The sequence below is a fragment of the Desertihabitans brevis genome, from assembly GCF_003327535.1.
GTDB lineage: Bacteria > Actinomycetota > Actinomycetes > Propionibacteriales > Propionibacteriaceae > Desertihabitans > Desertihabitans brevis.
Genome location: NZ_QOUI01000005.1, coordinates 148,967 through 172,210, shown reverse-complemented (window position 1 = coordinate 172,210; position 23,244 = coordinate 148,967). Strand labels below are relative to the sequence as shown.

The window sequence follows — 23,244 nt, the reverse complement described above, 5'->3', positions numbered from 1 at the left end:
GCGTCCCCGGGCTGGCCGGGGACGCGCCCGTCCCACCGGCGGGTCAGGACGGGGTGGGCTCGGTGACCACCTCGAGGACGGCCTCGCCGTAGCGGGCGAGCTTGGCCTCGCCGACGCCAGACACCGCGCGGAGCGCCTGCTCGTCGGCCGGTCGGGCGCTGGCGATGCCGGCCAGGGTGGCGTCGGAGAAGACCACGTAGGCGGGCACGGCCTGCTCCTTGGCGACCTGGGAGCGCCAGCTGCGCAGCCGCTGGAACAGCTCCTCGGCGTCGGCGTCCAGCTCGCGGCGGGACGGGGCGGCGCTGCGGCGGCTGCTGCGCTGCACCCGCTCCTGCTCGCGCCGGAACCGGACGGTGCGCTGCCCGCGGAGCACCTCGGTGGAGGCCTCGGTCAGCCCGAGCACGCCGTACTCCCCCTGCACCTGCAGCAGCCCGAGGGCCAGCAGCTGGCGGACCACCCCGCGCCAACCCGCCTCGTCGAGCTCGGTGCCGATGCCCCAGGTGGTGAGCTGGTCGTGGCCGAAGCGGCGCACGCGCTCGGTCTCGCGGCCGAGCAGGATGTCGACCAGGTGGCCGGCGCCGAAGGCCTGCCCGCGCTCGCGCTGCAGCCGCACCACGGTCGACAGCAGCTTCTGCGCCGGGACGGTGCCGTCGTAGGACTCCGGCGGGGCCAGGCAGGTGTCGCAGTTGCCGCAGGCGTCCCCGCTCTGCTCGCCGAAGTAGGCGAGCAGCTGGTGGCGGCGGCAGGTGACCGTCTCGCAGAGGGCGAGCATGGCGTCCAGGTGCAGGGTCTGGGCGCGTTTGCGCTGCCGGTCCCCCTCGCCCTCAGCGATCATCCGGCGCTGCTGCACCACGTCCTGGAGTCCGTAGGCCAGCCAGGCGGTGGAGGCCAGCCCGTCGCGTCCGGCGCGTCCGGTCTCCTGGTAGTAGCCCTCGACCGACTTGGGCAGGTCGAGGTGGGCGACGAAGCGGACGTCGGGCTTGTCGATGCCCATCCCGAAGGCGATCGTGGCCACCATCACCACCCCGTCCTCGCGCAGGAAGCGGGACTGGTGGCGCGAGCGGGTCGCCGCGTCCAGGCCGGCGTGGTACGGCAGCGCCGTCACCCCCTGGCCGGCCAGCCACTCCGCCGTCTTCTCCACCGAGGCCCGGCTGAGGCAGTAGACGATCCCCGCCTCGCCGGGGTGCTCCTCGCGCACCAGCCGGAGCAGCTGGCCGCGGGCGTCGTTCTTGGGCGAGATCCGGTACTGGATGTTGGGGCGGTCGAAGCTGGCGACGAAGACCCGGGCGCCGGTGAGCGCGAGCCGGTCGACGATCTCGGCGCGGGTCTCGGTGGTGGCGGTGGCGGTCAGCGCGATCCGCGGCACCTGCGGCCAGCGCTCGTGCAGCACCGACAGCCGCAGGTAGTCGGGGCGGAAGTCGTGGCCCCAGGCGCTGACGCAGTGCGCCTCGTCGATGGCGAAGAGCGCGATCTCGGCCCGGTCGAGCAGACCGGTGGCGGCGGGCAGCCGCTCCGGCGCGAGGTAGAGCAGGTCCAGCTCACCGGCCAGCAGCCGCCGCTCGACGTCGCGGCGCTGGTCGGGGTCCTGGGTGGAGTTGAGGTAGGCCGCGCGGACGCCGAGCTGCTCCAGAGCGTCCACCTGGTCGTGCATGAGCGCGATCAGCGGGCTGATCACCACCCCCGTCCCGGGACGGACCAGCGCCGGCACCTGGTAGCACAGGCTCTTCCCGCCGCCGGTCGGCATCAGCACGACCGCGTCGCCGCCGGCCACCACGGTGTCGATGATCTCGGCCTGCTGGCCACGGAAGGCGTCGTAGCCCCACACCCGCTGCAGCGCCTCCAGCGGGCTCGACGGCCGGCGCCTCGCCGCGCGCTCCCCGCCGGCCGGCGCTGGCGGCTCGGACGGCACCCAGTCGGCCGGAGGCTCCCAGTCCTCCGGCGGCGGCTCCTCCTCGGGAGGCTCCCACTCCTCGGGCGGATCTCCCGGGTCCCACGACCGCTCACTCACCCGGACACCCTACGAGCCCGCGGCGTCCCGCGCGTCCGTACCGGACCACCTGTGCACAACCCTCTCCCCCCGGTCACGCCAGCCGACGGGTGGCGACTGTGGCCGGGGCGTCGGTTCCCGGCGCTCCGGACCGACGCTCTCGCCACACCCGCGCCCGGGCACGTCGCGGCGGGAGACGGCTCAGCGGCGGGTGGCGACGACGTGCCGGTGCTGCAGGTAGGCCACCAGGTGGTCGGGGCGCACCTCGAGTCCGTCGATCTTGTAGCGCTGGCGGGGACGTCGGGTCAGCGCGTCGTTGTAGAAGACACCGCCGGGGGCGTCGAGGTCGAGCACCCGGCCGCCGGCGCTGGTGGTGACCGCCCGCAGGGTCGTCCAGGGCACCTGGGTCCAGCCGAGCAGGTCGCGCAGCCGGATCCCGGTGTCGTCGACGACGACCACCGGCCCGCGGTGCGCGAGCGTGGTGAGCAGGAGCATCACCAGCCCCGCCGACGCCAGCACGGAGACGACCACGAGCGCCGGGCCAGCATCGGCGAGGTCTGGGTGGCCAGCACGAGCAACGTGAGCACGGCGGCGCAGCTCAGCGCCAGGACGACCGTGCTGACCAGCAGGGCCCTCCGCCGCCCGGGACGCTGACGGACCGCCACCGCCACGCCGTGACCGATCGGGTGGGGCCTGCTCCCCGGGGGTGGAGGCACGCGCTCCCTCCTCGTCTCGGACGCGACCCTGCCATGCCGGCGGCTCACCGGCCACCCGCACCCGGCGCAGCGCGTCAGGCGAGCCCGGGCGTCGGGCGTCCCAGCAGGCCCTCCAGCTCGGCACCCAGGGCGAGCAGCTCGGCGTCCGCACCGGGACGTCCGCCGAGCAGCACCCCGAACGGCAGCCGGCGGCCGTCCACCTCCTCCGCGTGCAGGGGGAGCTGCAGCGACGGGGCGCCGGTGATGTTCCAGACGCTGCACCAGGGGGTCTGGGCGGTCTGGCCGTCGAAGTCGGCGGCGGGGTCGGCGTCGTCCCGCAGCGCGCCGACCGGCCACGGCGCGGCGGCCATCGTGGGGGTGAGCACGACGTCGACGTGCTGCCAGGCGGTGCCCACCTGCTGGGTGAGCTGCTGCATGGCCTGCAGCGCGCGGGCGTGGGCGAGCCCGGTGACCGACCGCCCGCGCTCGCGCAGCCACCGGGTCAGGGGCCGCAGCCGCTCCTCCCGCTCGGGCGGGACCGGTGCGCCGAGGGCGCCGACCGCCCAGACCGCAGCGAAACCCTGCCAGGCCTCGGGCGGGAACGGCGGCTCCAGCCCGGTCACCTCGTGCCCGACCGACTCCAGCGTCCCGGCCGCACGCTCGACGGCCCGCAACGCCGCCGGGTGCACCGGCGCACCCGGGTGGATCAGCGGCGCGGTGAGGACGCCGACCCGCAGCCGGCGCGGCGGGCGGGCGGCGACCGCGGCGAAGGAGTCCGGCCGCGGCACCGGCCAGTCCCCCGGCCACGGGACGGCGAGGACGTCCAGCAGCGCGGCGGTGTCGGCCACGTCGCGGGTGAGCACGCCCGAGGTGGCCAGACCGGGGCCGGGCTGGCCGTGGGGGCCCGGCGAGACGAGGCCGCGGGTGGGTTTGAGCCCGACCAGCCCGCAGCAGGCGGCGGGCAGCCGGATCGAGCCACCGCCGTCGCTGCCGTGCGCCACCGGCACGAGTCGGGCGGCCACCGCTGCGGCCGCACCACCGCTGGAGCCGCCGGCCGACCGGGTGCGGTCCCAGGGGGTGACCGCCGGCGGACCGGTGTCGGGTTCGGTGTAGCAGGGCAGCCCGAACTCCGGGGTGGAGGTCTTGCCGAGCATGATCGTGCCGGCGCGGCGCAGCAGCTGGACCACCCCGTCATCCACCGTCGGCACCACCGGGTCGAGCGCGGCGGTGCCGAAGCGGGCCGGGACGCCGGCCACCAGCGTCAGGTCCTTCACCGGGCAGGGCACCCCGGCCAGCGGTCCGGCGGCGTCGGGGTCGGTGCGCAGCAGGTGGTCGGTCTCGCGGGCCTGCGCGAGCGCGAGGTCGGCCGCCAGCACCGTGAACGCGCCCACGTCGTCGGTCTCGGCCCGGGTGAGGAAGTGCTCGGTCACCTCCAGCGCGGACACCTCACGCCGGCGGACCGCGGCGGCGAGGTCGAGCGCGCCGAGGTCGTGCAGCTCGGTCGTCACAACGGCCATCCTGCCGGGTCGGGATGGCGCCTGGGGTAGGGGTGGGGGCGTGGGGGCGGGGGCGCGTGCTCGCCCTTCGACAGGCTCAGGGCGTCGGTGGGTTCGCCGGGGTCAGCTGACGCGGTCGACGAGCTGGGTGGCCACGGCGGCGAGGGCCTGGCGCGCGGGGACGTCGGGGAGGACGTCGAGGTGGCGCAGGGCGGTGCGGGCGTGGGCCCGGATGACCTCGCGGGCCTCCTCGATCACCGGGTGCGCGCGCAGCCGGCCGAGCACCTCGGCCAGCCGGGCCGGGTCGCTGAGGTCGGACTGCACGGCCTGGGTGAGGTCGACGTCCTCGGCACGCTCCGAGCGGGCCAGCATCAGCGTCGGCAGGGTCGGCACCCCGGCCCGCAGGTCGGTGCCGGGCTCCTTGCCGGTGACGTCGCTGGTGATGTCGATGAGGTCGTCCGACAGCTGGAAGACCAGCCCGACCTCCTCGCCGTAGGCCGCCAGCGCGTCCAGCTGCTGCTCGCCCAGACCCGCGGTCAGCCCGCCGAAGACCGCCGAGGTGGCAATCAGCGAGCCGGTCTTGTCGGCCAGCACCGCCAGGTGGTGGGCCAGTGGGTCGGCACCGGGCTCGGGTCCGACGGTCTCGGCGATCTGGCCCTGCACCAGCCGGGCGAAGGTGCGCGCCTGCAGCTGCACCCACCGCGGCCCGAGGGCCGAGATGAGGTCGCTGGCCCGGGCGAACAGGTAGTCCCCGACGAGGATGGCGATGCTGTTCTGCCAGCGCTGGTTCGCGCTCGGGGCGCCACGGCGGATCTCGGCCTCGTCCATCACGTCGTCGTGGTAGAGGCTGGCGACGTGGGTCAGCTCGACCACCTGGGCCGCGACCAGCAGCGCGTCCTCGTCGACCCGGTCGCCGAGCTCGGCGGCGGTCGCCACCAGCATCGGGCGGAACCGCTTCCCACCGGAGCGGATGATGTGCTGGGCGGCCTCGGTGACCAGGGCGGTGTTGGCCTGGGCGGCCACCAGCAGCCCCTCCTCCACGGCCTCCAGCCGGCGGCGCACCGCGGCCTCCAGGCCGGGGTCCTGCGCACCGGGCAGCAGCCCGGGACCCGGGTCGGGGTGGGAGTCACCCGCACCGACGGCCCCGGTACGGGTCACCGTCTCGCCAGGACGACCGGGTCGGTCGGGCACACCTCACCTCACCTCAGGAAGACACTGGCCTGCAGGGCCAGCTCGAGCAGCGGCCCGGGCACCAACCCGAAGACCACCGTGAGCGCCACGGCGACCGCCACCGCTGCATAGGTTGCCACACCGGCGCGGCCGACCCCCACCTCGCCCGCGCCCAGCTCCGGGCGGGAGGCGGTCGACGTGACGGAGGTCTCCTCCGCGGGCGCGGCGGCTCCCTCCTCGCTGCGGGTCGCGACGCTGAGGGCGCCGGCGCCGGGCTGGGCGGCCTCCGCGGTGGGTCCCGCGGCAGCGGGCCCGGCCGGTCCGGCACCGGTCGTCGGGTCCGGCTCGCCGGTCGGCGCGGTGGTGCCGGCGTCCGTGGTGACGGCGGCAGCGCGCGGGCGCGGATCGGCGAAGAAGAGGGTGACGATGACCCGCAGGTAGAAGTAGGCCGCGAGCAGGCTCAGCACCACCCCGACCACCACCAGCCAGGCGTAGCCGCCGCTCCAGGCCGACTCGAACACGCTGACCTTGGCGATGAACCCGCTGGTCAGCGGGATGCCGGCGAAGCTCAGCATGAACACCGAGAACGCGCCGGCCAGCCACGGGTGCCGGCGACCCAGGCCGGCCCAGTCGTCGAGGCTGCTGGCCTCGCCGTTGCGGTCGCGGACCAGGGTGACCACCGCGAACGCGCCCACCGAGGCGGCTCCGTAGGCGACCAGGTAGAAGAGGGTGGCGCCGACGCTGCTGAGGTCGCGGGCGCCGCTGCTCAGGCTCGCCCCGGTCACCGCGGTGAGCATGAACCCGGCGTGGGTGATCGAGGAGTAGGCCAGCATCCGCTTGACGTCGGTCTGGGTGATGGCCAGCAGCGCCCCCACCGCCATGGTGAGCACGGCCAGCAGCGCCATCAGCGGCTGCCAGTCCCAGCGCAGACCGCCGAGCCCGACGTAGAACACCCGCAGCAGCGCCGCCACCGCGGCGATCTTGGTGCAGGAGGCCATGAACGCGGTGACCGCGGTCGGCGCGCCGGTGTAGACGTCGGGGGTCCAGGAGTGGAACGGGACGGCGGCCACCTTGAACAGCAGCCCGATGCTCACCCCGGCCATGCCGACCAGCAGCAGCCAGGTCGACTGCTGCCCGGCGCTGATGGCGGCGTCCAGGGCGGCCAGGTCGAAGCTGCCGGCGTAGCCGTACAGCATCGCCACCCCGTAGAGGAAGAACGCCGAGGCCAGCGCGCCGAGCAGGAAGTACTTCAGCCCCGCCTCCTGGCTGAGCAGCCGCCGGCGCCGGGCCAGCGCGCAGACCAGGTAGAGCGGCAGCGAGAGGATCTCCAGCGCCACGAACATCACCAGCAGGTCGCTGGCGGCGGCGAAGAGCATCATCCCGAACAGCGAGAACAGCGCCAGCGGGTAGACCTCGGAGTGCTCGGTGCGGGCCCGGATCGCCAGCTCCTCGTCGACGCTGCCCGGGACGGCCGCCGCCTGCGGGGCGAAGGCGCTCACCCCGCCGTTGAGCCGGCGCTCGGTGAACAGCAGCAGCGACAGCGCCCCGAGGACGAGCAGCGCGGTCCACACGAAGTAGGTGGGCAGGTCGACCGCGACCGAGCCCAGCGCGGAGATGCCGACGTCAGCGGCGGACCAGCCGCTGACGGTGAGGGCACCGGCGACCAGCAGGGTGAGGAAGGTCAGCCCGACCTGCACCGGCCAGCGCGCCGAGCGCGGTGTCACCGCCTCCACCAGCACCCCCAGGCAGGCGCCGGCGAAGACGACGATCAGCGGCATCAGCCGCGCGTACTCCAGCGAGGGAGGGGTGATCTCCATCAGTTGGCCTCCTGTCCGACGCTCGGTGCCGGGTCGGCGACGCCGGCTTGCTCCAGGGTCGCCCCGACCACCGGCGCCACCGCGTCCAGCACCGGTGCGGGGAAGAACCCGAGCACCACGATGAGGACGACCAGCGGCGCCAGGGTGAGCCGCTCCCGGCCGTCGAGGTCGGAGCGGACGTGGTCGCGGACGTCGTCGGTGACGGGGCCGGTCATCGTCCGCTGGTACATGAGAAGGATGTAGAGCGCGGCCAGCACGATGCCGAGGGTCGCCACCGCCGCCACGGCCGGGTAGCGGCTGAAGGTGCCGGCCAGCACCAGGAACTCCGAGACGAAGCTCGACAGCCCGGGCAGGGCCAGCGTCGACAGCCCGGCGAAGAGGAGCAGCCCGGCCGCCACCGGCGCCACCTTCTGCACCCCGCCGAAGGCCTCGACGCTGCGCGAGCCCCGCCGCTTCACCAGGTAGCCCACCACCAGGAACAGCGCCGCGGTGGAGAGCCCGTGGTTGAGCATGTAGAGGATCGAGCCCGACATCGACTGGCTGGTCCAGGCGAAGATGCCCAGCACGATGAACCCGAAGTGGCTGATCGAGGTGAAGGCCACCAGCCGCATCAGGTCCTTGCTGCCGATCGCGGCCAGCGCCCCGTAGAGGATCGAGACCAGCGCCAGCACCAGCACCACCGGGGTGGCCCACAGGCTGGCCTCGGGGAACAGCCCCAGGCAGAAGCGGATCATGCCGAAGGTGCCGAGCTTGTCGAGGATGCCGACCAGCAGCACAGCACCGGCCGGGGTGGACTCCTCCGCGGCGTCGGGCAGCCAGGTGTGCACCGGCACCATCGGCGCCTTCACCGCGAACGCGATGAAGAACCCGACGAACAACCAGCGTCCGACCTCGCCGCCGATGCCCAGCGCGGCCAGGTCGGCGACCAGGAAGGACGGCTCCCCGGCGCGGGCGGAGACCACGTACAGCCCGATCACCGAGGCCAGCATGATGAGCCCGCCGCCGAGGGCGAAGATGAGGAACCGGCTCGCCGCGCGCTTGCGGTTCGCCCCGCCGAAGGCGCCGATGAGGAAGTACATCGGGAGCAGGATCGCGTCGAAGAGCAGGAAGAACAGCAGCACGTCGGTGGTGAGGAAGGCCAGCAGGGCGAACCCCTCCAGCGCCAGCACCAGGGCGAAGAAGGCCCGCGCACTCCAGCGGCGCGGCTGCTCCGCTGCGGTGGCGGCGCCGCCCCCGGCCCCTCCTCCGACGGTCGCGGGACGCTCGGGACCGCCCGCGCCGACCAGCACCTGCTCGCGCTGACGGACCTCGGCGACGTCCCGGACGGCTTCCGAGGCCCCGCCGCGCCGGTCCTCGTCCCGCCAGCTGGCCAGCAGCACCACCGGGGTGAGGACGAGGGTGAGCGCCACCATGGTGAGGCTGAGGCCGTCGGTCGGGCCGAGGGCCCAGTAGGCGCCGATCTGCGGGATCCAGGGCACCTGCTCGGCCAGCGGCGCGCCGGCCAGGTGCTGGGCGACCACCCAGCCGCCGAGCACCAGGGCGAGCAGCGAGACCGCCAGCCCGGCCGCCCTAGCGGCGGTGCGCGGCAGCGCCACCAGCAGCAGCGCCCCGGCCAGCGGGAGCAGACCGAGGACGGTCAACCACGGGATGTTCATCGCTCTCCTCCCTCAGGCCAGCCGGCCGAGGACCAGGACGACGGCGACCATGCCGACGCCGGCCACCATCGTCAGCGCGTAGCTGCGCACGAACCCGTTCTGCAGCCGGCGACCCACCTGGGACAGGCCCGCCAGCACGTCCCCGGTCGCCGACCAGCCCCCACCGACCAGGGTCTCGTCGGCCCGGCCGAGGACCCGGACCAGCTCCTGCCCGGGGCGCATGAACACCGCCTCGTTGAAGGCGTCGCCGTAGAGGTCGCGGCGTCCGGCCAGCACGAACGGCGAGCGCGTGCTCGGCGCGGTCCGCGGCACCCCGCGGCGGCCGAACAGCACCCAGGCCAGCGCCACCCCGCCGGCCACCAGCAGCAGCGTCACCGCGGCCACCGGGGTGAAGTGCAGCAGGCTCGCCTCGTGCGCCTCGGCCCGGACCGCCGGCGCCAGCCAGCCCTCGATCCAGTTGTTGAGCACCAGACCGCCGACCACCGAGGCGGCGGCCAGCACGACCAGCGGGACGGTCATCACCGCCGGCGCCTCGTGCGGGTGGACGCCCTCGGCCCAGCGACGGCGTCCGAGGAAGGTCATCAGCATCAGCCGGGTCATGTAGAACGCGGTCACCCCCCCACCCACCATCGCCAGCACCCCGACCACCACGTTGTGCTCGAAGGCCGCCTCGATGATGTGGTCCTTGGAGTAGTAGCCGGACAGGAACGGGAAGCCGATGATCGCCAGGTAGCCCAGTCCGAAGGTGGCGAAGGTGATCGGCAGCGCCCGGCGCAGGGCCCCGTAGTGGCGCATCTCGACGTCGTCGTCCATGGCGTGCATCACCGAACCCGCCCCGAGGAACATGTTGGCCTTGAAGAAGCCGTGGGTGAGCAGGTGGAAGATCGCGAAGGCGTAGCCCGCCGGGCCGATCCCGGCGGCCAGCAGCATGTAGCCGATCTGGCTCATGGTGGAACCGGCCAGCACCTTCTTGATGTCGTCCTTGGCGCAGCCGATCCAGGCGCCGAACAGCAGCGTCACCGTGCCGACGACGACCACGGCCGTGCTCGCCACCTCGGTGTGGGTGAACACGGCGTTGGCCCGCACCACCAGGTAGACCCCGGCGGTCACCATCGTCGCGGCGTGGATCAGCGCCGACACCGGGGTCGGGCCCTCCATGGCGTCCAGCAGCCAGGACTGCAGCGGCACCTGGGCCGACTTGCCGCAGGCGCCGAGCAGCAGCAGCAGCCCCATCACGGTGGCGACCGTGCCGCCCATCTGCCCCGCGCCGGCGTCCACGTCGACGAAGGCGGAGGAGCCGAAGGTGGCCAGCATCAGCATGATCGCCAGCACCATGCCCATGTCGCCGACCCGGTTGACGACGAACGCCTTCTTGGCCGCGGTCGCGGCGGTCGGCTTGTGCTGCCAGAAGCCGATCAGCAGGTAGGAGGCCAGACCGACGCCCTCCCAGCCGACGAACAGCACCAGGTAGTTGTCGGCCAGCACCAGGATGAGCATGGCGGCGACGAAGAGGTTGAGGTAGGCGAAGAACCGGCGGCGCCGCGGGTCGTGCGCCATGTAGCCGATCGAGTAGACGTGGATCAGCGAGCCGACGCCGGTGATCAGCAGCACGAACAGGATCGACAGCTGGTCGACCAGCAGCCCGGCGTCGATCCGCCACCCGCCGGTCTCGATGAACCGGTAGAGGGGCACGCCGACCGCGCGGGCCCCCTCCTCACGGCCGAGCAGGTCGACGAAGAGCACCACTCCGAGCACGAAGGAGCCGATCGGCATCAGCGTGGCGAGCAGGTGGCCCCAGGCGTCGGTCAGCCGTCCGGCCAGCAGCAGCACCAGCGCGCCGGCCAGCGGCAGCGCGATGAGCAGCCACGCCAGTCCGAAGAGCCCGGAGGCGGCCGTGGGCGTCACCACTTCGAGCGGGGTCACAGGTCCTCCTCAGAACTTCAGCAGGTTGGCGTCGTCGACCGAGGCCGAGCGGCGGGTGCGGTAGATCGAGACGATGATGGCCAGCCCCACCACGACCTCGGCGGCGGCCACCACCATCACGAAGAAGCTGGCGACCTGGCCGTCCAGCAGGCCCCACGCGTGGGAGAAGGTGACCAGCGCGAGGTTGCAGGCGTTGAGCATCAGCTCCACGCACATGAACGCCACGATCGCGTTGCGCCGCACCATGAAGCCGACCGCGCCGATGGTGAAGAGCATCGCCGAGAGCACCAGGTAGTAGCTCGGTTCCATCAGATCCGCTCCTCATCCGACAGCTGCTCGCCCCGCTCGACATCCGAGAGGTCCTCACCACGGGTGCGCTGGGACGCCTTCAGCGCCGCACCCTGCTCGGCCACGGACTCCCCGGGCCGCGGGTCGCGCTGGTGGCCGACCGCCGGGTCGGGCTGGCGGTCCCCGGCGATCTCGGCGTGCCGCTGGGCCATCGGGGCGAGCAGCTCCTCCGGCGTGCGGATCCGCGAGCGGCTGCGCAGGGTGGCCGAGACCGAGTCCTCGGCCACGGACCCGTCGGGCAGCAGGGCGGGGGTGTCGACCGCGTTGTGCCGGGCGAAGACGCCGGGGGTGGGCAGCGGGCCCGGGTGGCGTCCGGTCTCGGCGTAGGCCTGCATCCGCTCCGCCGCCCGGGTGCGCTGGTCCCGGCGCGGCGCCAGCCGCTCGCGGTGGGTGAGCACCATCGCCCCGACGGCCGCGGTGATGAGCAGCGCCGAGGTGGCCTCGAAGGCCCACACCCAGCGGACGAAGACGAGCGCGGCCAGCCCCTGCACGTTGCCGCCGTACTGGGCGTTGGCCTCGGTCAGCCCCGCCGGCCCGGTGACCACGGCGTTGCCCAGCCCGGCCACCAGCAGCACCACCAGCCCGACCCCGAGCAGGACCGCGAACACCCGCTGGCCGCGCAGCGTCTCGACGAAGGAGTCGTCGGAGTCGACCCCGACGAGCATCACCACGAAGAGGAACAGCATGAGGATGGCGCCGGTGTAGACGATGATCTGCACCGCGAACAGGAACGGCGCGTCGAGGGCGGCGTACTGGATCGCCAGGCAGATCATCACCGCCGCCAGGCAGAGCGCGGAGTGCACCGCCTTGCGGGCCAGCACCATCCCGACCGCGCCCAGCACCATCACCGGGGCGAGCAGCCAGAACGCGACCTCCTGCCCGCTCACCGGTCTCCTCCGGGGCGCTCGGCCGCACCGGCCGGCTCGGGCGGGGTCGGCGTGTGGTGCCGGCGGCCGGGGCCCTCGCCGCCGGTGCGGGTGTCCGCACCGCCGGAGGTGGGCAGACCGCGGAAGTAGGCCTCCTCGTCCTCACCGAGACGGCGCGGGTGCGGTGGGGCCTCCATGTCGGGCAGCAGCGGGGCCAGCAGCTGGTCCTTCTCGTAGATCAACGAAGCCCGGCTGGTGTCGGACAGCTCGAACTCGTTGGTCATCGTCAGCGCCCGGGTCGGACAGGCCTCGATGCACAGCCCGCAGAGGATGCAGCGCAGGTAGTTGATCTGGTAGACGCGGCCGTAGCGCTCACCGGGTGAGTACCGCTCCTCCTCGGTGTTGGCCGCGCCCTCGACGTAGATCGCGTCGGCGGGGCACGCCCAGGCGCACAGCTCGCAGCCCACGCACTTCTCCAGCCCGTCGGGCCAGCGGTTGAGCTGGTGGCGGCCGTGGAACCGGGGCGCGGTGATCTTCGGCTTGGTCGGGTAGTCCTCGGTGAACGTCTTGCGGAACATCGTCTTGAACGTCACCCCGAAGCCGGCGACGGCGTCCAGCACACCCATCAGGACGTCTCCTCTCGGTCGTGACCCGGACCGCCCGGACGTCGCCCGGCCCGGTCCGTGTCCTCGTCGCCGGGCAGCACCCCGGCCATCTCCGGCAGCTGCTGGTCGCCCTGCGGCGGCACCGGGTAGCCCCCGGCGTAGGGGTCGAACGTGGTGGCGGCCGGCGTCTCCGGCTCGGCCTCGCGGCCGCCGAAGAGGGCCAGCCCGAGCGCGACCAGCACCACCGCACCGGCGCCGACGAGCACCGCGGGGCTGGTGAACCAGCCCTCCTCCCGGCCCATCCGCACGGTGGCGATGCCGACGATCCACACCAGCGAGAGCGGGATCAGCCAGCTCCAGCCCAGCTTCATGAACTGGTCGTAGCGGAACCGCGGCAGGGTGCCGCGCAGCCAGACGAAGACGAAGACCAGCAGGATCACCTTGGCCAGGAACCACACCGCCCCCAGGTAGCCGGCGTCGATGCCGGGCACCTGGTTGAGCGGCCACGGCGCGTGCCAGCCGCCCAGGAACAGGGTGACCGCGATCGCCGAGACGGTCGCCATGTTGATGTACTCGGCCAGGAAGAACATCGCGAACCGCATCCCGGAGTACTCGGTGTGGAATCCGCCGACCAGCTCGCCCTCGGCCTCGGGCAGGTCGAACGGGGCGCGGTTGGTCTCCCCCACCATCGAGATCAGGTAGATGACGAAGGAGGGGGCCAGCAGCAGCGCGTACCAGCCGGTGATGCCGACGTCGGCGCCGAGCACCACCACCGGCTGCTGCTGGGCCGCGACGATCTCCGAGGTCGACATCGACCCCGCGAGCAGGAACACCGCCACCAGCGACAGCCCCATCGCGATCTCGTAGCTGATCATCTGGGCACTGGAGCGCAGCCCGCCGAGCAGCGAGTAGGTCGAGCCCGAGGACCAGCCGGCCAGCACGATGCCGTAGATGCCGATCGAGGCGATCGCCAGCAGGAAGAGCACCGCCATCGGCAGGTCGGTCAGCTGCAGGTTCGTCTGGCGGTCGGTGAAGGGGATGGTGACCGTGCCGGCGATCGGGATCACCGCCCACGCGGTGAGCGCCGGGACGGCGCTGAGGAACGGGGCGAGGTTGAAGACCAGCTTGTCGGCCGCGCTCGGCATGAAGTCCTCTTTGAACATCAGCTTCATGCCGTCGGCCAGCGACTGCAGCCAGCCGAACGGGCCGTTCATGGTCGGACCCTTGCGGTGCTGCATCCGGCCGACGACCTTGCGCTCGAAGACGATGTTGAACAGCGTCAGCACCAGCAGCAGCGCGAAGACGAACACCGCCTTGATCAGCACCACCCACCAGGGGTCGGCCCCGAAGAGGGCCAGGTCCATCGCGGTCATGCCACCCCTCCCTGCTCCTCGGCCTGGACGTCACGCTCGGTCAACGGCGACTCGCCCAGGTCCACCTGCTCACCCGGCCGCGGGGTGGCCGGCAGCACCGACGGGAGCACCCGCACCGGCCCACCGGCCCGCAGCCCGAGGGCGAGGGTGGACACGCCGGCCGACAGCGTCGGCACCCACACCACGTCGTCGACCATCTCCGGCATCACGTGCACCGGCAGCACCACCGAGCGCTCGTCGTCGGCGTCGGCGGGGAGCAGCCGGACGCCGCCGCCCTCGACCAGCCCGACCCGTCCGGCGGTCGCGGCGCTGACCCGGGCCACCGCCCGGCGGGCGGTCGCCAGCAGGTGCGGCTCGCCGTCCAGGGCCCGGCTCGGGTCGAGCATCATCCGCCAGGTGGCCAGGGTGAGCTCGGTGCCCGCGTCCCCACCGGTCGCGGCGGGAGGTCGCACCGCCGGCGCGGGACGTCCCTCGCCGGGCCCGGGACGGGCGGCGGCCTGGCGCGGGTCGCGCCGACCGGTCCAGGGCTCGAACTCGGCGAGCTCGCGGCGGGCGTCGGCGACGGTGCGGATGCCGAGGTCGGTGCCCATCGCGTCGGCCAGCGCGGCCAGCACCCGCAGGTCGGTCATCGGGTTGGCGTGGCGGATCACCACGCCGAACTCGCGCGGACGGCCCTCCCAGGTGAGGAAGGTCCCGGGCCGCTCCTCGACCAGCGACACCGGGAAGACCACGTCGGCCCGCTCGGTCACCTGGCTGAGCCGGTTCTCCAGCGAGACGACGAACCCGGCCTCCTCCAGCCCGCGGAGAGCGGCGGCCGGGTCGGCGAGGTCGGACGGGTCCACGCCGGCCACCACCAGCGCCCCCAGACTGCCGTCGGCCGCGGCGGCGAGCATCTGCTCCGCGTCGCGTCCCGGGGTCGCGCGCAGCTCGCGGCGCAACCCCCAGACGCTGATGCAGTCCACCCGGGCCCGGGCGTCGGCCAGCGGGCGCCCGCCGGGCAGCAGCCCCGGCAGGCAGCCGGCCTCGATCGCGCCCCGGTCGCCGGCGCGGCGCGGCACCCACGCCAGCCGGGCCCCGGTCCGGTCGGCCAGCTCGGCGGCCGCCGTCAGCGCCCCGGGGAACAGGGCGGCCCGCTCCCCGACGACGATGATCGAATCGGCGTCCAGCGGGACGGTGGCCTCGATCCCGGCCAGCACCTCCGCCTCGGTGCCGGGGACGGTCGGCACCAGCCTCGCCCCGACCTTGCGGGCGCCGTTGCTGAGGTAGGGCGCGAGCGTCCAGGACCGCAGCCCGGATGCGCGCATCGCCTTGCGCATCCGCAGGAAGACCGTCCCGGCCTCCTCCTCCGGCTCGAAGCCGACCATCAGCACCGCCGAGGCGGTGTCGAGGTCGCCGTAGCGGACGTCGGTGCGGGCGGCGACCCGGCGGGTGAGGAAGTCGGTCTCCTCCGCCGACAGCGGGCGGGAGCGGAAGTCGATGTCGTCGGTGCCGAGCACGGTGCGGGCGAAGCGGGAGTAGCCGTAGGCGTCCTCGAGGGTGAGCCGGCCACCGGTGAGCACGCCGACGCTGAGCCCGGTGCCGGTCTCGTCCGGTCCGGCGGCCCGCAGCCCGCGGACGGCGACGTCGATCGCCTCGGGCCACGACGCCGGCCGCAGCACGCCGTCCTCGCGCACCAGCGGGACGCGCAGCCGGTCCTCACCGCGCCCGTAGCGGAAGGCGAAGCGGTCCTTGTCGGTGATCCACTCCTCGTTGACCTCGGGGTCGTCCCCGGCCAGCCGGCGCACCACCTCACCGCGGCGGTGGTCGACCCGGATCGCCGCCCCGCAGGCGTCGTGCTCGCCCACCGAGGGGGTGGAGGTGAGGTCGAAGGGACGGGCCCGGAACCGGTAGGCGGCCGAGGTGAGGGCGCCGACCGGGCAGATCTGGATGGTGTTGCCGGAGAAGTAGGACTCGAACGGCTCGCGCTCGTAGATGCCGACCTGCTGCAGCGCGCCCCGCTCGACCAGGGCGATGAACGGGTCGCCGGCGATCTGCTCGGAGAAGCGGGTGCAGCGGGCGCACAGCACGCACCGCTCCCGGTCGAGCAGCACCTGGGCGGAGATGCTCACCGGCTTGGGGTAGGTGCGCTTGACCGCCTCGAACCGCGACTCGCCGCGGCCGTTGCTCATCGCCTGGTTCTGCAGCGGGCACTCCCCGCCCTTGTCGCAGACCGGGCAGTCGAGCGGGTGGTTGAGCAGGAGCATCTCCATCATCCCCTGCTGGGCCTTGTCGGCCACCGGGGACGTCACCTGGGTGCGGATCTGCATGCCCTCGGCCACCGCCAGGGTGCAGGACGCCTGGGGTTTCGGCATCCCGCGCCCGTTGCCGGCGTCGGGCACCTCGACCAGGCACTGCCGGCAGGCACCGGCCGGCTCCAGCAGCGGGTGGTCGCAGAAGCGCGGGATGGCCACCCCGATGAGCTCGGCGGCCCGGATCACCAGCGTCCCCTTCGGCACCGACACCGAGGTGTCGTCGATGGTGACGGTGACCAGGTCCTCGCGCTTGTCGACCTGCCCCTGCTCGCCCTTGCTGGTGACCGTCATCGCGCACCTCCGGCCGGTTCGGTGCCCGCGCCGAGCGCGGGGCTGTCGGGACCCGTCGCGAAGACCGTGCTGCGCTCGTACGGCAGCAGCTCCCAGGCGGGTGTGTGCATCCCCTGCTCGAACTCCTCGCGGAAGTGCTTGATCGCGGAGGTGACGCAGGCGACCGCGCCGTCGGCCAGGGCGCAGAAGGAGCGCCCGCCGATGTTGTCGCAGAGGTCGAGGATCTTCTCGATGTCGCCGGGCTCGCCGCGGCCGGCCTCCAGCCGCATGAGGATCTGCACCAGCCACCACGAGCCCTCCCGGCACGGGGTGCACTTGCCGCAGGACTCGTGCTTGTAGAACTCCACCCAGCGCAGCGTGGAGCGGACCACCGAGGTGGTGTCGTCGAAGCACTGCAGCGCCTTGGTGCCGAGCATCGAGCCGGCCCCGGCCATCGACTCGTAGTCCAGCGGCAGGTCGAGGTGCTCCGGCGTGAGGATCGGGGTGGACGAGCCGCCCGGCGTCCAGAACTTCAGCTGGTGGCCCTCGCGCATCCCACCGGCCAGCTCGAGCAGCTGACGCAGGGTGATGCCCATCGGCGCCTCGAACTGCCCGGGGTTCTTCACGTGCCCCGACAGCGAGTACAGCGTCATCCCCTTGGACTTCTCGGTGCCCATCGAGGAGAACCACTCCGCGCCACCGGTGACGATCGACGGCACCGAGGCGATCGACTCGACGTTGTTGATCACCGTCGGGCTGGCGTAGAGCCCGGCCACCGCGGGGAACGGCGGACGCAGCCGCGGCTGCCCGCGGCGTCCCTCCAGGGAGTCCAGCAGCGCCGTCTCCTCCCCGCAGATGTAGGCCCCGGCGCCGGCGTGCACGACCACCTCGAGGTCGTAGCCGGTGCCGAGCACGTTCGCCCCGGCGTAGCCGGCGGAGTAGGCCTCGCGGACGGCCTGCTGCAGCCGGCGCACCACGTGCAGCACCTCCCCGCGCACGTAGATGAAGGCGTAGCGGGCCCGGATCGCGTAGGCGGAGATGATGACGCCCTCCACCAGCGTGTGCGGGGTCGCCATCATCAGCGGCATGTCCTTGCAGGTACCCGGCTCGGACTCGTCGGCGTTGACCACCAGGTAGGTGGGGTTGGGGTTGTCCTTGGGCACGAAGGACCACTTCATGCCGGTCGGGAAGCCGGCCCCGCCGCGGCCGCGGAGGCCGGCGTCCTTGACCAGCGCGACGACCTCGTCGGGCTCCATCTGCAGGGCGGTGCGCAGCGCGGCGTACCCGCCGGCGCGCTCGTAGTTGCCGAGCTTCCAGGCCCGCTCGTCACCCCACCGGGCCGAGAGCACCGGGGTCAGCAGGTCGGTCACCTCTCCCCTCCTCCTTCTGGGCGGTCCGCCGGTCGCGCGGCGCCGTCGCCGGCGCGGGCGTCCTCGGTGGACTCCTCGGCGGCCTCGCGCCGGGTGGAGTCCGGTTCGGCCGGGCCGGTGGCGGCCTCGGCGTTGACCTCGGCGACCTCCGCGGGCTCCTCCGGCTGCGACCCGCCGCCCACCGGCGGGGCCTGCCAGCCGCGCTCACGGGCGATCCGCAGCCCGAGCAGCGAGGCCTCCCCCGCGGTGGGCCCGGCGTCGGCGCGGCCGTCGGGGAAACCGGCCAGCACCCGCTCGGCCTCGCGCCAGGAGGTGATCTCCGCGCCGCGGGTGGAGGTGATCGGCTCGCCGGCGCGCAGCGCCTCGACCACCTCGACCGCCGAGGCCGGGGTGACGTTGTCGAAGAACTCCCAGTTGACCATCATCACCGGCGCGTAGTCGCAGGCGGCGTTGCACTCGATGTGCTCCAGCGTGATCGCGCCGTCCGCGGTGGTCTCGTCGTTGCCGACGCCGAGGTGGCGCTGCAGGGTGGCCAGCACCTCGTCCCCGCCGAGGATCGCGCACAGCGCGGTGGTGCAGACGCCGACGTGGTGCTTCCCGACCGGCTTGCGCTTGTACATCGTGTAGAAGGTCGCCACCCCGCTCACCTCGGCGGCGCTGATCTGCAGCACGTCGGCGCAGGCCTCGATGCCGGCCGGGGTGACCCGTCCCTCCACCGACTGCACCAGGTGCAGCATCGGCAGCAGCGCCGAGCGCGGCTGGGGGTAGCGCGCCGCGATCTGGCGCATCTCCTCGAGGTGCCGCTCGGTCAGCGCGGTCTCGGTGACGGTCATGTCGACGCCGCCGGTCTCCACGAAGTGCGTCGCGAAGTGGTGCTCGGCGTGCCCGTTGCTGTGCCCGTTCGTGCTCACCGGTCGACACCGCCCATCACCGGGTCGATGGAGGCGACGGCGACGACGACGTCGGAGATCATCCCGCCCTCGCACATGATGGGGACGGCCTGCAGGTTGTTGAAGCTGGGGTCGCGGAAGTGGGCGCGGTAGGGCCGCGTCCCGCCGTCGGAGACCAGGTGCGCACCCAGCTCGCCCTTGGGGCTCTCGATCGGCACGTAGGCCTGGCCTGGCGGCACGCGGAAGCCCTCGGTGACCAGCTTGAAGTGGTGGATCAGGGCCTCCATCGACTGGCTCATGATGTGCTTGATGTGCTCGTTGGAGTTGCCCATGCCGTCGGGGCCGATGGACATCTGCGCGGGCCAGGCGATCTTGGCGTCGGCCACCATCACCGGCTCACCCTCCATCCGCTCCAGGCGGTCGATGCACTGCTCGACGATGCGCAGGCTCTGCCACATCTCCTCCTGGCGCACCCGGAACCGGCCGTAGGCGTCGGCGGTGTCCCAGGTCGGCACCTCGAAGTCGTAGGTCTCGTAGCCGCAGTAGGGCTGCTGCTTGCGCAGGTCCCAGCCGTAGCCGGTGGAGCGCAGCACCGGGCCGGTGATGCCCAGCGCCATGCACCCGGCCAGGTCGAGGTGGCCGACCCCGCCGAGACGTCCCTTGAAGATCGGGTTCTCGTTGCAGAAGGCGGCGTACTCGGGCAGGTGCTTCTTCAGCCAGGCGACGGTGTCGCGGAGCTTGGCGATGCCGTTGTCGGGCAGGTCGTTGGCGACCCCGCCGGGGCGGATGAAGGCGTGGTTCATCCGCAGCCCGGTGATCAGCTCGAAGGCGTCCAGGATCATCTCCCGGTCGCGGAAGCCGATGGTCATCACCGTCAGCGCGCCGATCTCCATGCCGCCGGTGGCGATGGCGACGAGGTGGCTGGAGATGCGGTTGAGCTCCATCAGCAGCACCCGCATCACGGTGGCCTTCTCCGGCACGTCCTCGGTGATGCCCAGCAGCCGCTCCACCGACAGGCAGTAGGCGACCTCCTGGAACAGCGGGGTGAGGTAGTCCATCCGGGTGCAGAAGGTGACGCCCTGGGTCCAGGTGCGCACCTCCATGTTCTTCTCGATGCCGGTGTGCAGGTAGCCGATGCCGCAGCGGGCCTCGAGGACGGACTCGCCCTCCATCTCCAGGATGAGCCGCAGCACGCCGTGGGTGGACGGGTGCTGGGGACCCATGTTGACGACGATCCGCTCGTCGCCGCGCTCGGCCTGCAGGTCGGCGATCTCCTGCCAGTCCTGCCCGGTGGCGGTGTAGACCCGGCCCTCGACCGGCTCCCCCGGCGGGCCGAAGGGGTCGGTCTGGCCGGCCCCCGCGCCCGGGCTCGGCGTGGACTGCTCGGTGCTGGTGCTCACGTGTAGCTCCTCCGCGTCTCCGGCGGGGCGACGACGGCACCCTTGTACTCGATGTCGATGCCGCCGAGGGGGTAGTCCTTGCGCTGCGGGTGGCCGGGCCAGTCGTCGGGCATGAGGATCCGGGTCAGCGCCGGGTGCCCGTCGAACTGGACGCCGAACATGTCCCAGGTCTCACGCTCGTGCCAGTCCGCGGCCGGGTAGACGCTGACCACACTCGGCACGTGCGGGTCGGCGTCGGGGCAGGTGACCTCGAGCCGGATCCGCCGGTTGTGGGTCATCGACTGCAGGTGGTAGACGACGTGCATCTCCGCGCCCTGCTGGGTCGGCAGGTGCACCCCCGACACCGAGGCGCAGTGCTCGAATCGCAGCGTCGGGGTGTCGCGCAGCGCCCGGGCCACCTCGAGCAGGTGGCGGCGCTCGATGGTGAAGGTGATCTCGCCGCGGTGCACCACCACCGCGGTGACCGCGCCGGCGGGCAGCACCTGGGCCATCTCGTCGGCCACCGTGTCGAACCAGCCGCCGTAGGGCGGGGCGGTCGGCTGGGGCATCTCGACCACGCGCTGCAGGCGTCCGAAGCCCGACGTGTCGCCGCTGCCGGCCGCACCGAACATGCCGCGGCGGATCTGCACCTGGTGCGGCGCGGGGCCGGCGACGTCGTCGCTGCCGGTGGTCGGCTCCAGGCTGGTGTCGGAGGCGGGAGCGTCCTCGCGCTCGAGACCCTTCTCGTCCGGGCGGTCGCTCATCGCAGCAGCCCCTTGAGCTCGGAGGTGGCCGGGGCGGTGAGCTGGGCGGCCTCCTGCTCGGCGTAGAAGCGGTCCTCGTTGACCCCGATCGGCTTGTGCTGGACCAGCTTGCGCAGCTTGAACATGCCGTCGATGAGCATCTCCGGACGCGGCGGGCAGCCCGGCACGTACATGTCGACCGGCACCACGTGGTCGACGCCCTGGACGATCGCGTAGTTGTTGAACATGCCGCCGGTGCTGGCGCACACGCCCATCGACAGCACCCACTTCGGGTTGGGCATCTGGTCGTAGATCTGACGCAGCACCGGAGCCATCTTCTGGCTCACCCGTCCGGCCACGATCATCAGGTCGGCCTGGCGCGGTGAGGCGCGGAACACCTCCTGGCCCCAGCGCCCGGAGTCGTAGCGCGGCGCGCCGTAGGTCATCATCTCGATCGCGCAGCAGGCCAGGCCGAAGGTCGCCGGCCAGAAGGACGCCTGCCGCATCCAGCCGAACAGCCCCTCCACCGTGGTGAGCAGCACCCCGCTGGGGACGTTGTCCTCCAGTCCACCGGCCATCAGCGTGCCTCCGTCCTGTCCTCGTCGGTCTCGTCGGTCGTGCGCGGGTGCCGGGCGGTCAGTCCCATTCCAGACCGCCCCGCCGCAGCACGTAGAAGTAGGCGATGAAGACGGTCGCCACGAACAGCACCATCTCGGCCAGCGCGAACGGGCCGAGCAGGTCGAAGCTGACCGCCCAGGGGTAGAGGAAGACGATCTCGATGTCGAAGACGATGAAGAGCATCGCGGTGATGTAGTACTTCATCGGCACCCGGCCGCCGCCGACGGCGTGCGGGGTGGGCTGGATGCCGCACTCGTAGGAGTCGTACTTGGCGCGGTTGTAGCGGCGCGGACCCACGTTGACGCTGGTGACCACGCTGACCGCCACGAAGGCGGCCGCGATGGCCAGCAGCACCACGATCGGTGCGTAGAGGTTGTTCACCACACCTGCCTCTCCGTTGAAGCCCTGCGGTCCACGTCGACGTCCTCCTAGGCCGCCGGCGCCAGCCGCGTGAGCTGGTTGATCACCACGTCCATCGCGTCACCGTCGCGGGAGTCGGTGAGGTTGGCCAGCAGCTTGAGCACGAACCTCATCAACGTCCGCCGCGGCAGCCCGTAGCGGGTGCACAGCGACATCACCTGCGGGTTGCCGATCAGCCGGACGAAGACGTTGCCCAGGCGGTAGTAGCCGCCGAGCTCGTCCTTGAGCCGACTCGGGTAGCCCTGCAGCGCCTTCTCCGCGCTCGGCGTGCCGACACCGCGACGGTGGGCCTCGGTGGCGGCGTCGGCGGCGTACTCCCCGGCCTCCATGGCGTAGGCGATGCCCTCGCCGTTGAACGGGTTGACCATGCCGCCGGCGTCCCCGACCAGCAGCAGCCCGCGGGTGTAGTGCGGCTGGCGGTTGAACCCCATCGGCAGCGCGGCGCCGCGCACCGGGGTGGTCATGTTGGCGTCGCGGTAGCCCCACTCCTCCGGGGTGGTGTCCAGCCAGGCCTTGAGCAGGCCCTTGTAGTCGGTCCTGCCGAAGGCGGAGGAGGTGTTGAGGATGCCCAGCCCGACGTTGCTGGTGCCGTCGCCCATGCCGAAGATCCAGCCGTAGCCGGGCAGCAGGTTCGACTTCCCGGCCGGACCGTCCCACAGCTCCAGCCAGGACTCGAGGTAGTCGTCGTCGGAGCGGGGCGAGGTGTAGTAGGTGCGCACCGCGACCCCCATCGGGCGGTCGTCGCGCTTGGTGATGCCCATCGCCACGCTCAGCCGGGTCGAGTTGCCGTCGGCGGCGACCACCAGCGGGGCCCGGAACTCCCGGCCGTCCTTGCAGCGGACGCCGACGATCCGGCCGGTGCGCTCGTCCAGCAGCGGCTCGGTGACGTTGGCCAGCTCGTGCAGCTCGGCGCCGGCGGCCACGGCCGTCCGGGCCAGCAGGTCGTCGAAGTCCGCACGGGGCCGGACCAGTCCGTAGGGCGGGAAGTCGGCCAGGTCGGGCCAGTCCAGGTGGAACGGCTGCCCGCCGCCGCCGTAGATCCGCAGGCCCCGGTTGTGCAGCCAGCCGGCCTCGGTGGAGGTGTCGATGCCGAGCCGGATCAGCTGGCGGGTGGCGCGCGGGGTGAGCCCGTCGCCGCAGACCTTCTCGCGGGGGAACTGCGTCTTCTCGAGCAGGGCGACCTCCAGCCCGCGCCGCGCCAGGTGCGTGGCGGTGGCGGAACCGGCGGGGCCGGCTCCCACGACGACCACGTCGGCGTCGACGACCCCGGACGGGGTGCTGGTCATGGCACTCCTGCTGCTCGTGAAAACGTTCACTACCTCCGCCAC

Annotated in this window: 19 protein-coding genes and 1 pseudogene; all 20 read right to left on the bottom strand. The window is 72.9% G+C overall.

Features of this window, described 5'->3' with window-relative positions; all coding sequences use genetic code 11:
• Window positions 1-43: 43 nt before the first annotated feature.
• Window positions 44-2,008 carry a DNA helicase RecQ gene (gene recQ / locus DT076_RS09590; protein WP_233493834.1) on the bottom strand — a complete coding sequence of 655 codons (1,965 nt, stop codon included), beginning with the start codon at window positions 2,006-2,008 and terminating at the stop codon, window positions 44-46.
• Between the two features lie 180 nt (window positions 2,009-2,188).
• Window positions 2,189-2,506, bottom strand: a complete 318-nt coding sequence (locus DT076_RS09585) for a PH domain-containing protein (protein ID WP_114126451.1) — start codon at window positions 2,504-2,506, stop codon at window positions 2,189-2,191.
• Window positions 2,482-2,703: a hypothetical protein gene (locus DT076_RS19185; protein WP_147264114.1), complete on the bottom strand. Its 222-nt coding sequence runs from the start codon at window positions 2,701-2,703 to the stop codon at window positions 2,482-2,484. The genes DT076_RS09585 and DT076_RS19185 overlap by 25 nt, the downstream gene beginning before the upstream one ends.
• Window positions 2,704-2,777: 74 nt before the next feature.
• On the bottom strand, window positions 2,778-4,190 hold the full coding sequence (locus DT076_RS09580; RefSeq protein WP_233493833.1) for an amidase: 1,413 nt from the start codon (window positions 4,188-4,190) through the stop codon (window positions 2,778-2,780).
• Window positions 4,191-4,301: 111 nt separating this feature from the next.
• Window positions 4,302-5,276, bottom strand: coding sequence for a polyprenyl synthetase family protein (locus DT076_RS09575; RefSeq protein WP_114126588.1), 975 nt, complete (start codon window positions 5,274-5,276; stop codon window positions 4,302-4,304).
• A gap of 101 nt (window positions 5,277-5,377) precedes the next feature.
• Window positions 5,378-7,165 carry an NADH-quinone oxidoreductase subunit NuoN gene (nuoN, locus tag DT076_RS09570; protein ID WP_114126449.1) on the bottom strand — a complete coding sequence of 596 codons (1,788 nt, stop codon included), beginning with the start codon at window positions 7,163-7,165 and terminating at the stop codon, window positions 5,378-5,380.
• Window positions 7,165-8,820 carry an NADH-quinone oxidoreductase subunit M gene (locus tag DT076_RS09565; protein ID WP_114126448.1) on the bottom strand — a complete coding sequence of 552 codons (1,656 nt, stop codon included), beginning with the start codon at window positions 8,818-8,820 and terminating at the stop codon, window positions 7,165-7,167. The genes nuoN and DT076_RS09565 overlap by 1 nt, the downstream gene beginning before the upstream one ends.
• A gap of 12 nt (window positions 8,821-8,832) precedes the next feature.
• Window positions 8,833-10,743, bottom strand: a complete 1,911-nt coding sequence (gene nuoL / locus DT076_RS09560) for an NADH-quinone oxidoreductase subunit L (RefSeq protein ID WP_114126447.1) — start codon at window positions 10,741-10,743, stop codon at window positions 8,833-8,835.
• A 9-nt stretch (window positions 10,744-10,752) separates the two neighbouring features.
• Window positions 10,753-11,052: an NADH-quinone oxidoreductase subunit NuoK gene (nuoK, locus tag DT076_RS09555; protein WP_114126446.1), complete on the bottom strand. Its 300-nt coding sequence runs from the start codon at window positions 11,050-11,052 to the stop codon at window positions 10,753-10,755.
• On the bottom strand, window positions 11,052-11,936 hold the full coding sequence (locus tag DT076_RS09550) for an NADH-quinone oxidoreductase subunit J (protein ID WP_114126587.1): 885 nt from the start codon (window positions 11,934-11,936) through the stop codon (window positions 11,052-11,054). The genes nuoK and DT076_RS09550 overlap by 1 nt, the downstream gene beginning before the upstream one ends.
• A 38-nt stretch (window positions 11,937-11,974) precedes the next feature.
• Window positions 11,975-12,574: an NADH-quinone oxidoreductase subunit NuoI gene (gene nuoI, locus DT076_RS09545; protein ID WP_114126586.1), complete on the bottom strand. Its 600-nt coding sequence runs from the start codon at window positions 12,572-12,574 to the stop codon at window positions 11,975-11,977.
• Window positions 12,575-12,582: 8 nt separating this feature from the next.
• On the bottom strand, window positions 12,583-13,935 hold the full coding sequence (nuoH, locus tag DT076_RS09540; protein ID WP_114126445.1) for an NADH-quinone oxidoreductase subunit NuoH: 1,353 nt from the start codon (window positions 13,933-13,935) through the stop codon (window positions 12,583-12,585).
• Between the two features lie 107 nt (window positions 13,936-14,042).
• Window positions 14,043-16,517 (bottom strand): annotated as a pseudogene (locus tag DT076_RS09535) (NADH-quinone oxidoreductase subunit G); the annotation flags it as partial.
• The gene (gene nuoF, locus DT076_RS09530) at window positions 16,514-17,866 is read right to left on the bottom strand and encodes an NADH-quinone oxidoreductase subunit NuoF (protein ID WP_114126443.1); all 1,353 of its coding nucleotides are present in this window, start codon (window positions 17,864-17,866) and stop codon (window positions 16,514-16,516) included. The pseudogene DT076_RS09535 and the gene nuoF, both read right to left, overlap by 4 nt.
• Window positions 17,863-18,699: an NADH-quinone oxidoreductase subunit NuoE gene (gene nuoE, locus DT076_RS09525; RefSeq protein WP_114126585.1), complete on the bottom strand. Its 837-nt coding sequence runs from the start codon at window positions 18,697-18,699 to the stop codon at window positions 17,863-17,865. The genes nuoF and nuoE overlap by 4 nt, the downstream gene beginning before the upstream one ends.
• A 74-nt stretch (window positions 18,700-18,773) precedes the next feature.
• Window positions 18,774-20,027 (bottom strand): NADH-quinone oxidoreductase subunit D, encoded by a 1,254-nt coding sequence (locus tag DT076_RS09520; protein ID WP_233493868.1) that lies wholly within the window; start codon window positions 20,025-20,027, stop codon window positions 18,774-18,776.
• A gap of 125 nt (window positions 20,028-20,152) precedes the next feature.
• On the bottom strand, window positions 20,153-20,899 hold the full coding sequence (locus tag DT076_RS09515) for an NADH-quinone oxidoreductase subunit C (RefSeq protein WP_114126441.1): 747 nt from the start codon (window positions 20,897-20,899) through the stop codon (window positions 20,153-20,155).
• A complete protein-coding gene (locus DT076_RS09510) occupies window positions 20,896-21,456 on the bottom strand; it encodes a NuoB/complex I 20 kDa subunit family protein (protein ID WP_114126440.1) in 561 nt (186 codons plus the stop codon). Before DT076_RS09510 ends, DT076_RS09515 begins: the two co-directional genes overlap by 4 nt.
• Before the next feature lie 58 nt (window positions 21,457-21,514).
• Window positions 21,515-21,877 carry an NADH-quinone oxidoreductase subunit A gene (locus DT076_RS09505; RefSeq protein ID WP_114126584.1) on the bottom strand — a complete coding sequence of 121 codons (363 nt, stop codon included), beginning with the start codon at window positions 21,875-21,877 and terminating at the stop codon, window positions 21,515-21,517.
• Window positions 21,878-21,924: 47 nt separating this feature from the next.
• Window positions 21,925-23,202: a geranylgeranyl reductase family protein gene (locus tag DT076_RS09500; RefSeq protein WP_114126439.1), complete on the bottom strand. Its 1,278-nt coding sequence runs from the start codon at window positions 23,200-23,202 to the stop codon at window positions 21,925-21,927.
• Window positions 23,203-23,244: the final 42 nt, after the last annotated feature.

What these genes read in the sequence shown, in the direction of transcription:
- DT076_RS09565 (WP_114126448.1), bottom strand. Translation starts at nt 8,820, where the DNA reads ATGAACATCCCGTGGTTGACCGTCCTCGGTCTGCTCCCGCTGGCCGGG.
- nuoE (WP_114126585.1), bottom strand. Translation starts at nt 18,699, where the DNA reads ATGACCGTCACCGAGACCGCGCTGACCGAGCGGCACCTCGAGGAGATG.
- DT076_RS09550 (WP_114126587.1), bottom strand. Translation starts at nt 11,936, where the DNA reads ATGGTGCTGGGCGCGGTCGGGATGGTGCTGGCCCGCAAGGCGGTGCAC.
- nuoN (WP_114126449.1), bottom strand. Translation starts at nt 7,165, where the DNA reads ATGGAGATCACCCCTCCCTCGCTGGAGTACGCGCGGCTGATGCCGCTG.
- DT076_RS09515 (WP_114126441.1), bottom strand. Translation starts at nt 20,899, where the DNA reads ATGAGCGACCGCCCGGACGAGAAGGGTCTCGAGCGCGAGGACGCTCCC.
- nuoH (WP_114126445.1), bottom strand. Translation starts at nt 13,935, where the DNA reads ATGACCGCGATGGACCTGGCCCTCTTCGGGGCCGACCCCTGGTGGGTG.
- DT076_RS09500 (WP_114126439.1), bottom strand. Translation starts at nt 23,202, where the DNA reads ATGACCAGCACCCCGTCCGGGGTCGTCGACGCCGACGTGGTCGTCGTG.
- DT076_RS09510 (WP_114126440.1), bottom strand. Translation starts at nt 21,456, where the DNA reads ATGGCCGGTGGACTGGAGGACAACGTCCCCAGCGGGGTGCTGCTCACC.
- nuoK (WP_114126446.1), bottom strand. Translation starts at nt 11,052, where the DNA reads ATGGAACCGAGCTACTACCTGGTGCTCTCGGCGATGCTCTTCACCATC.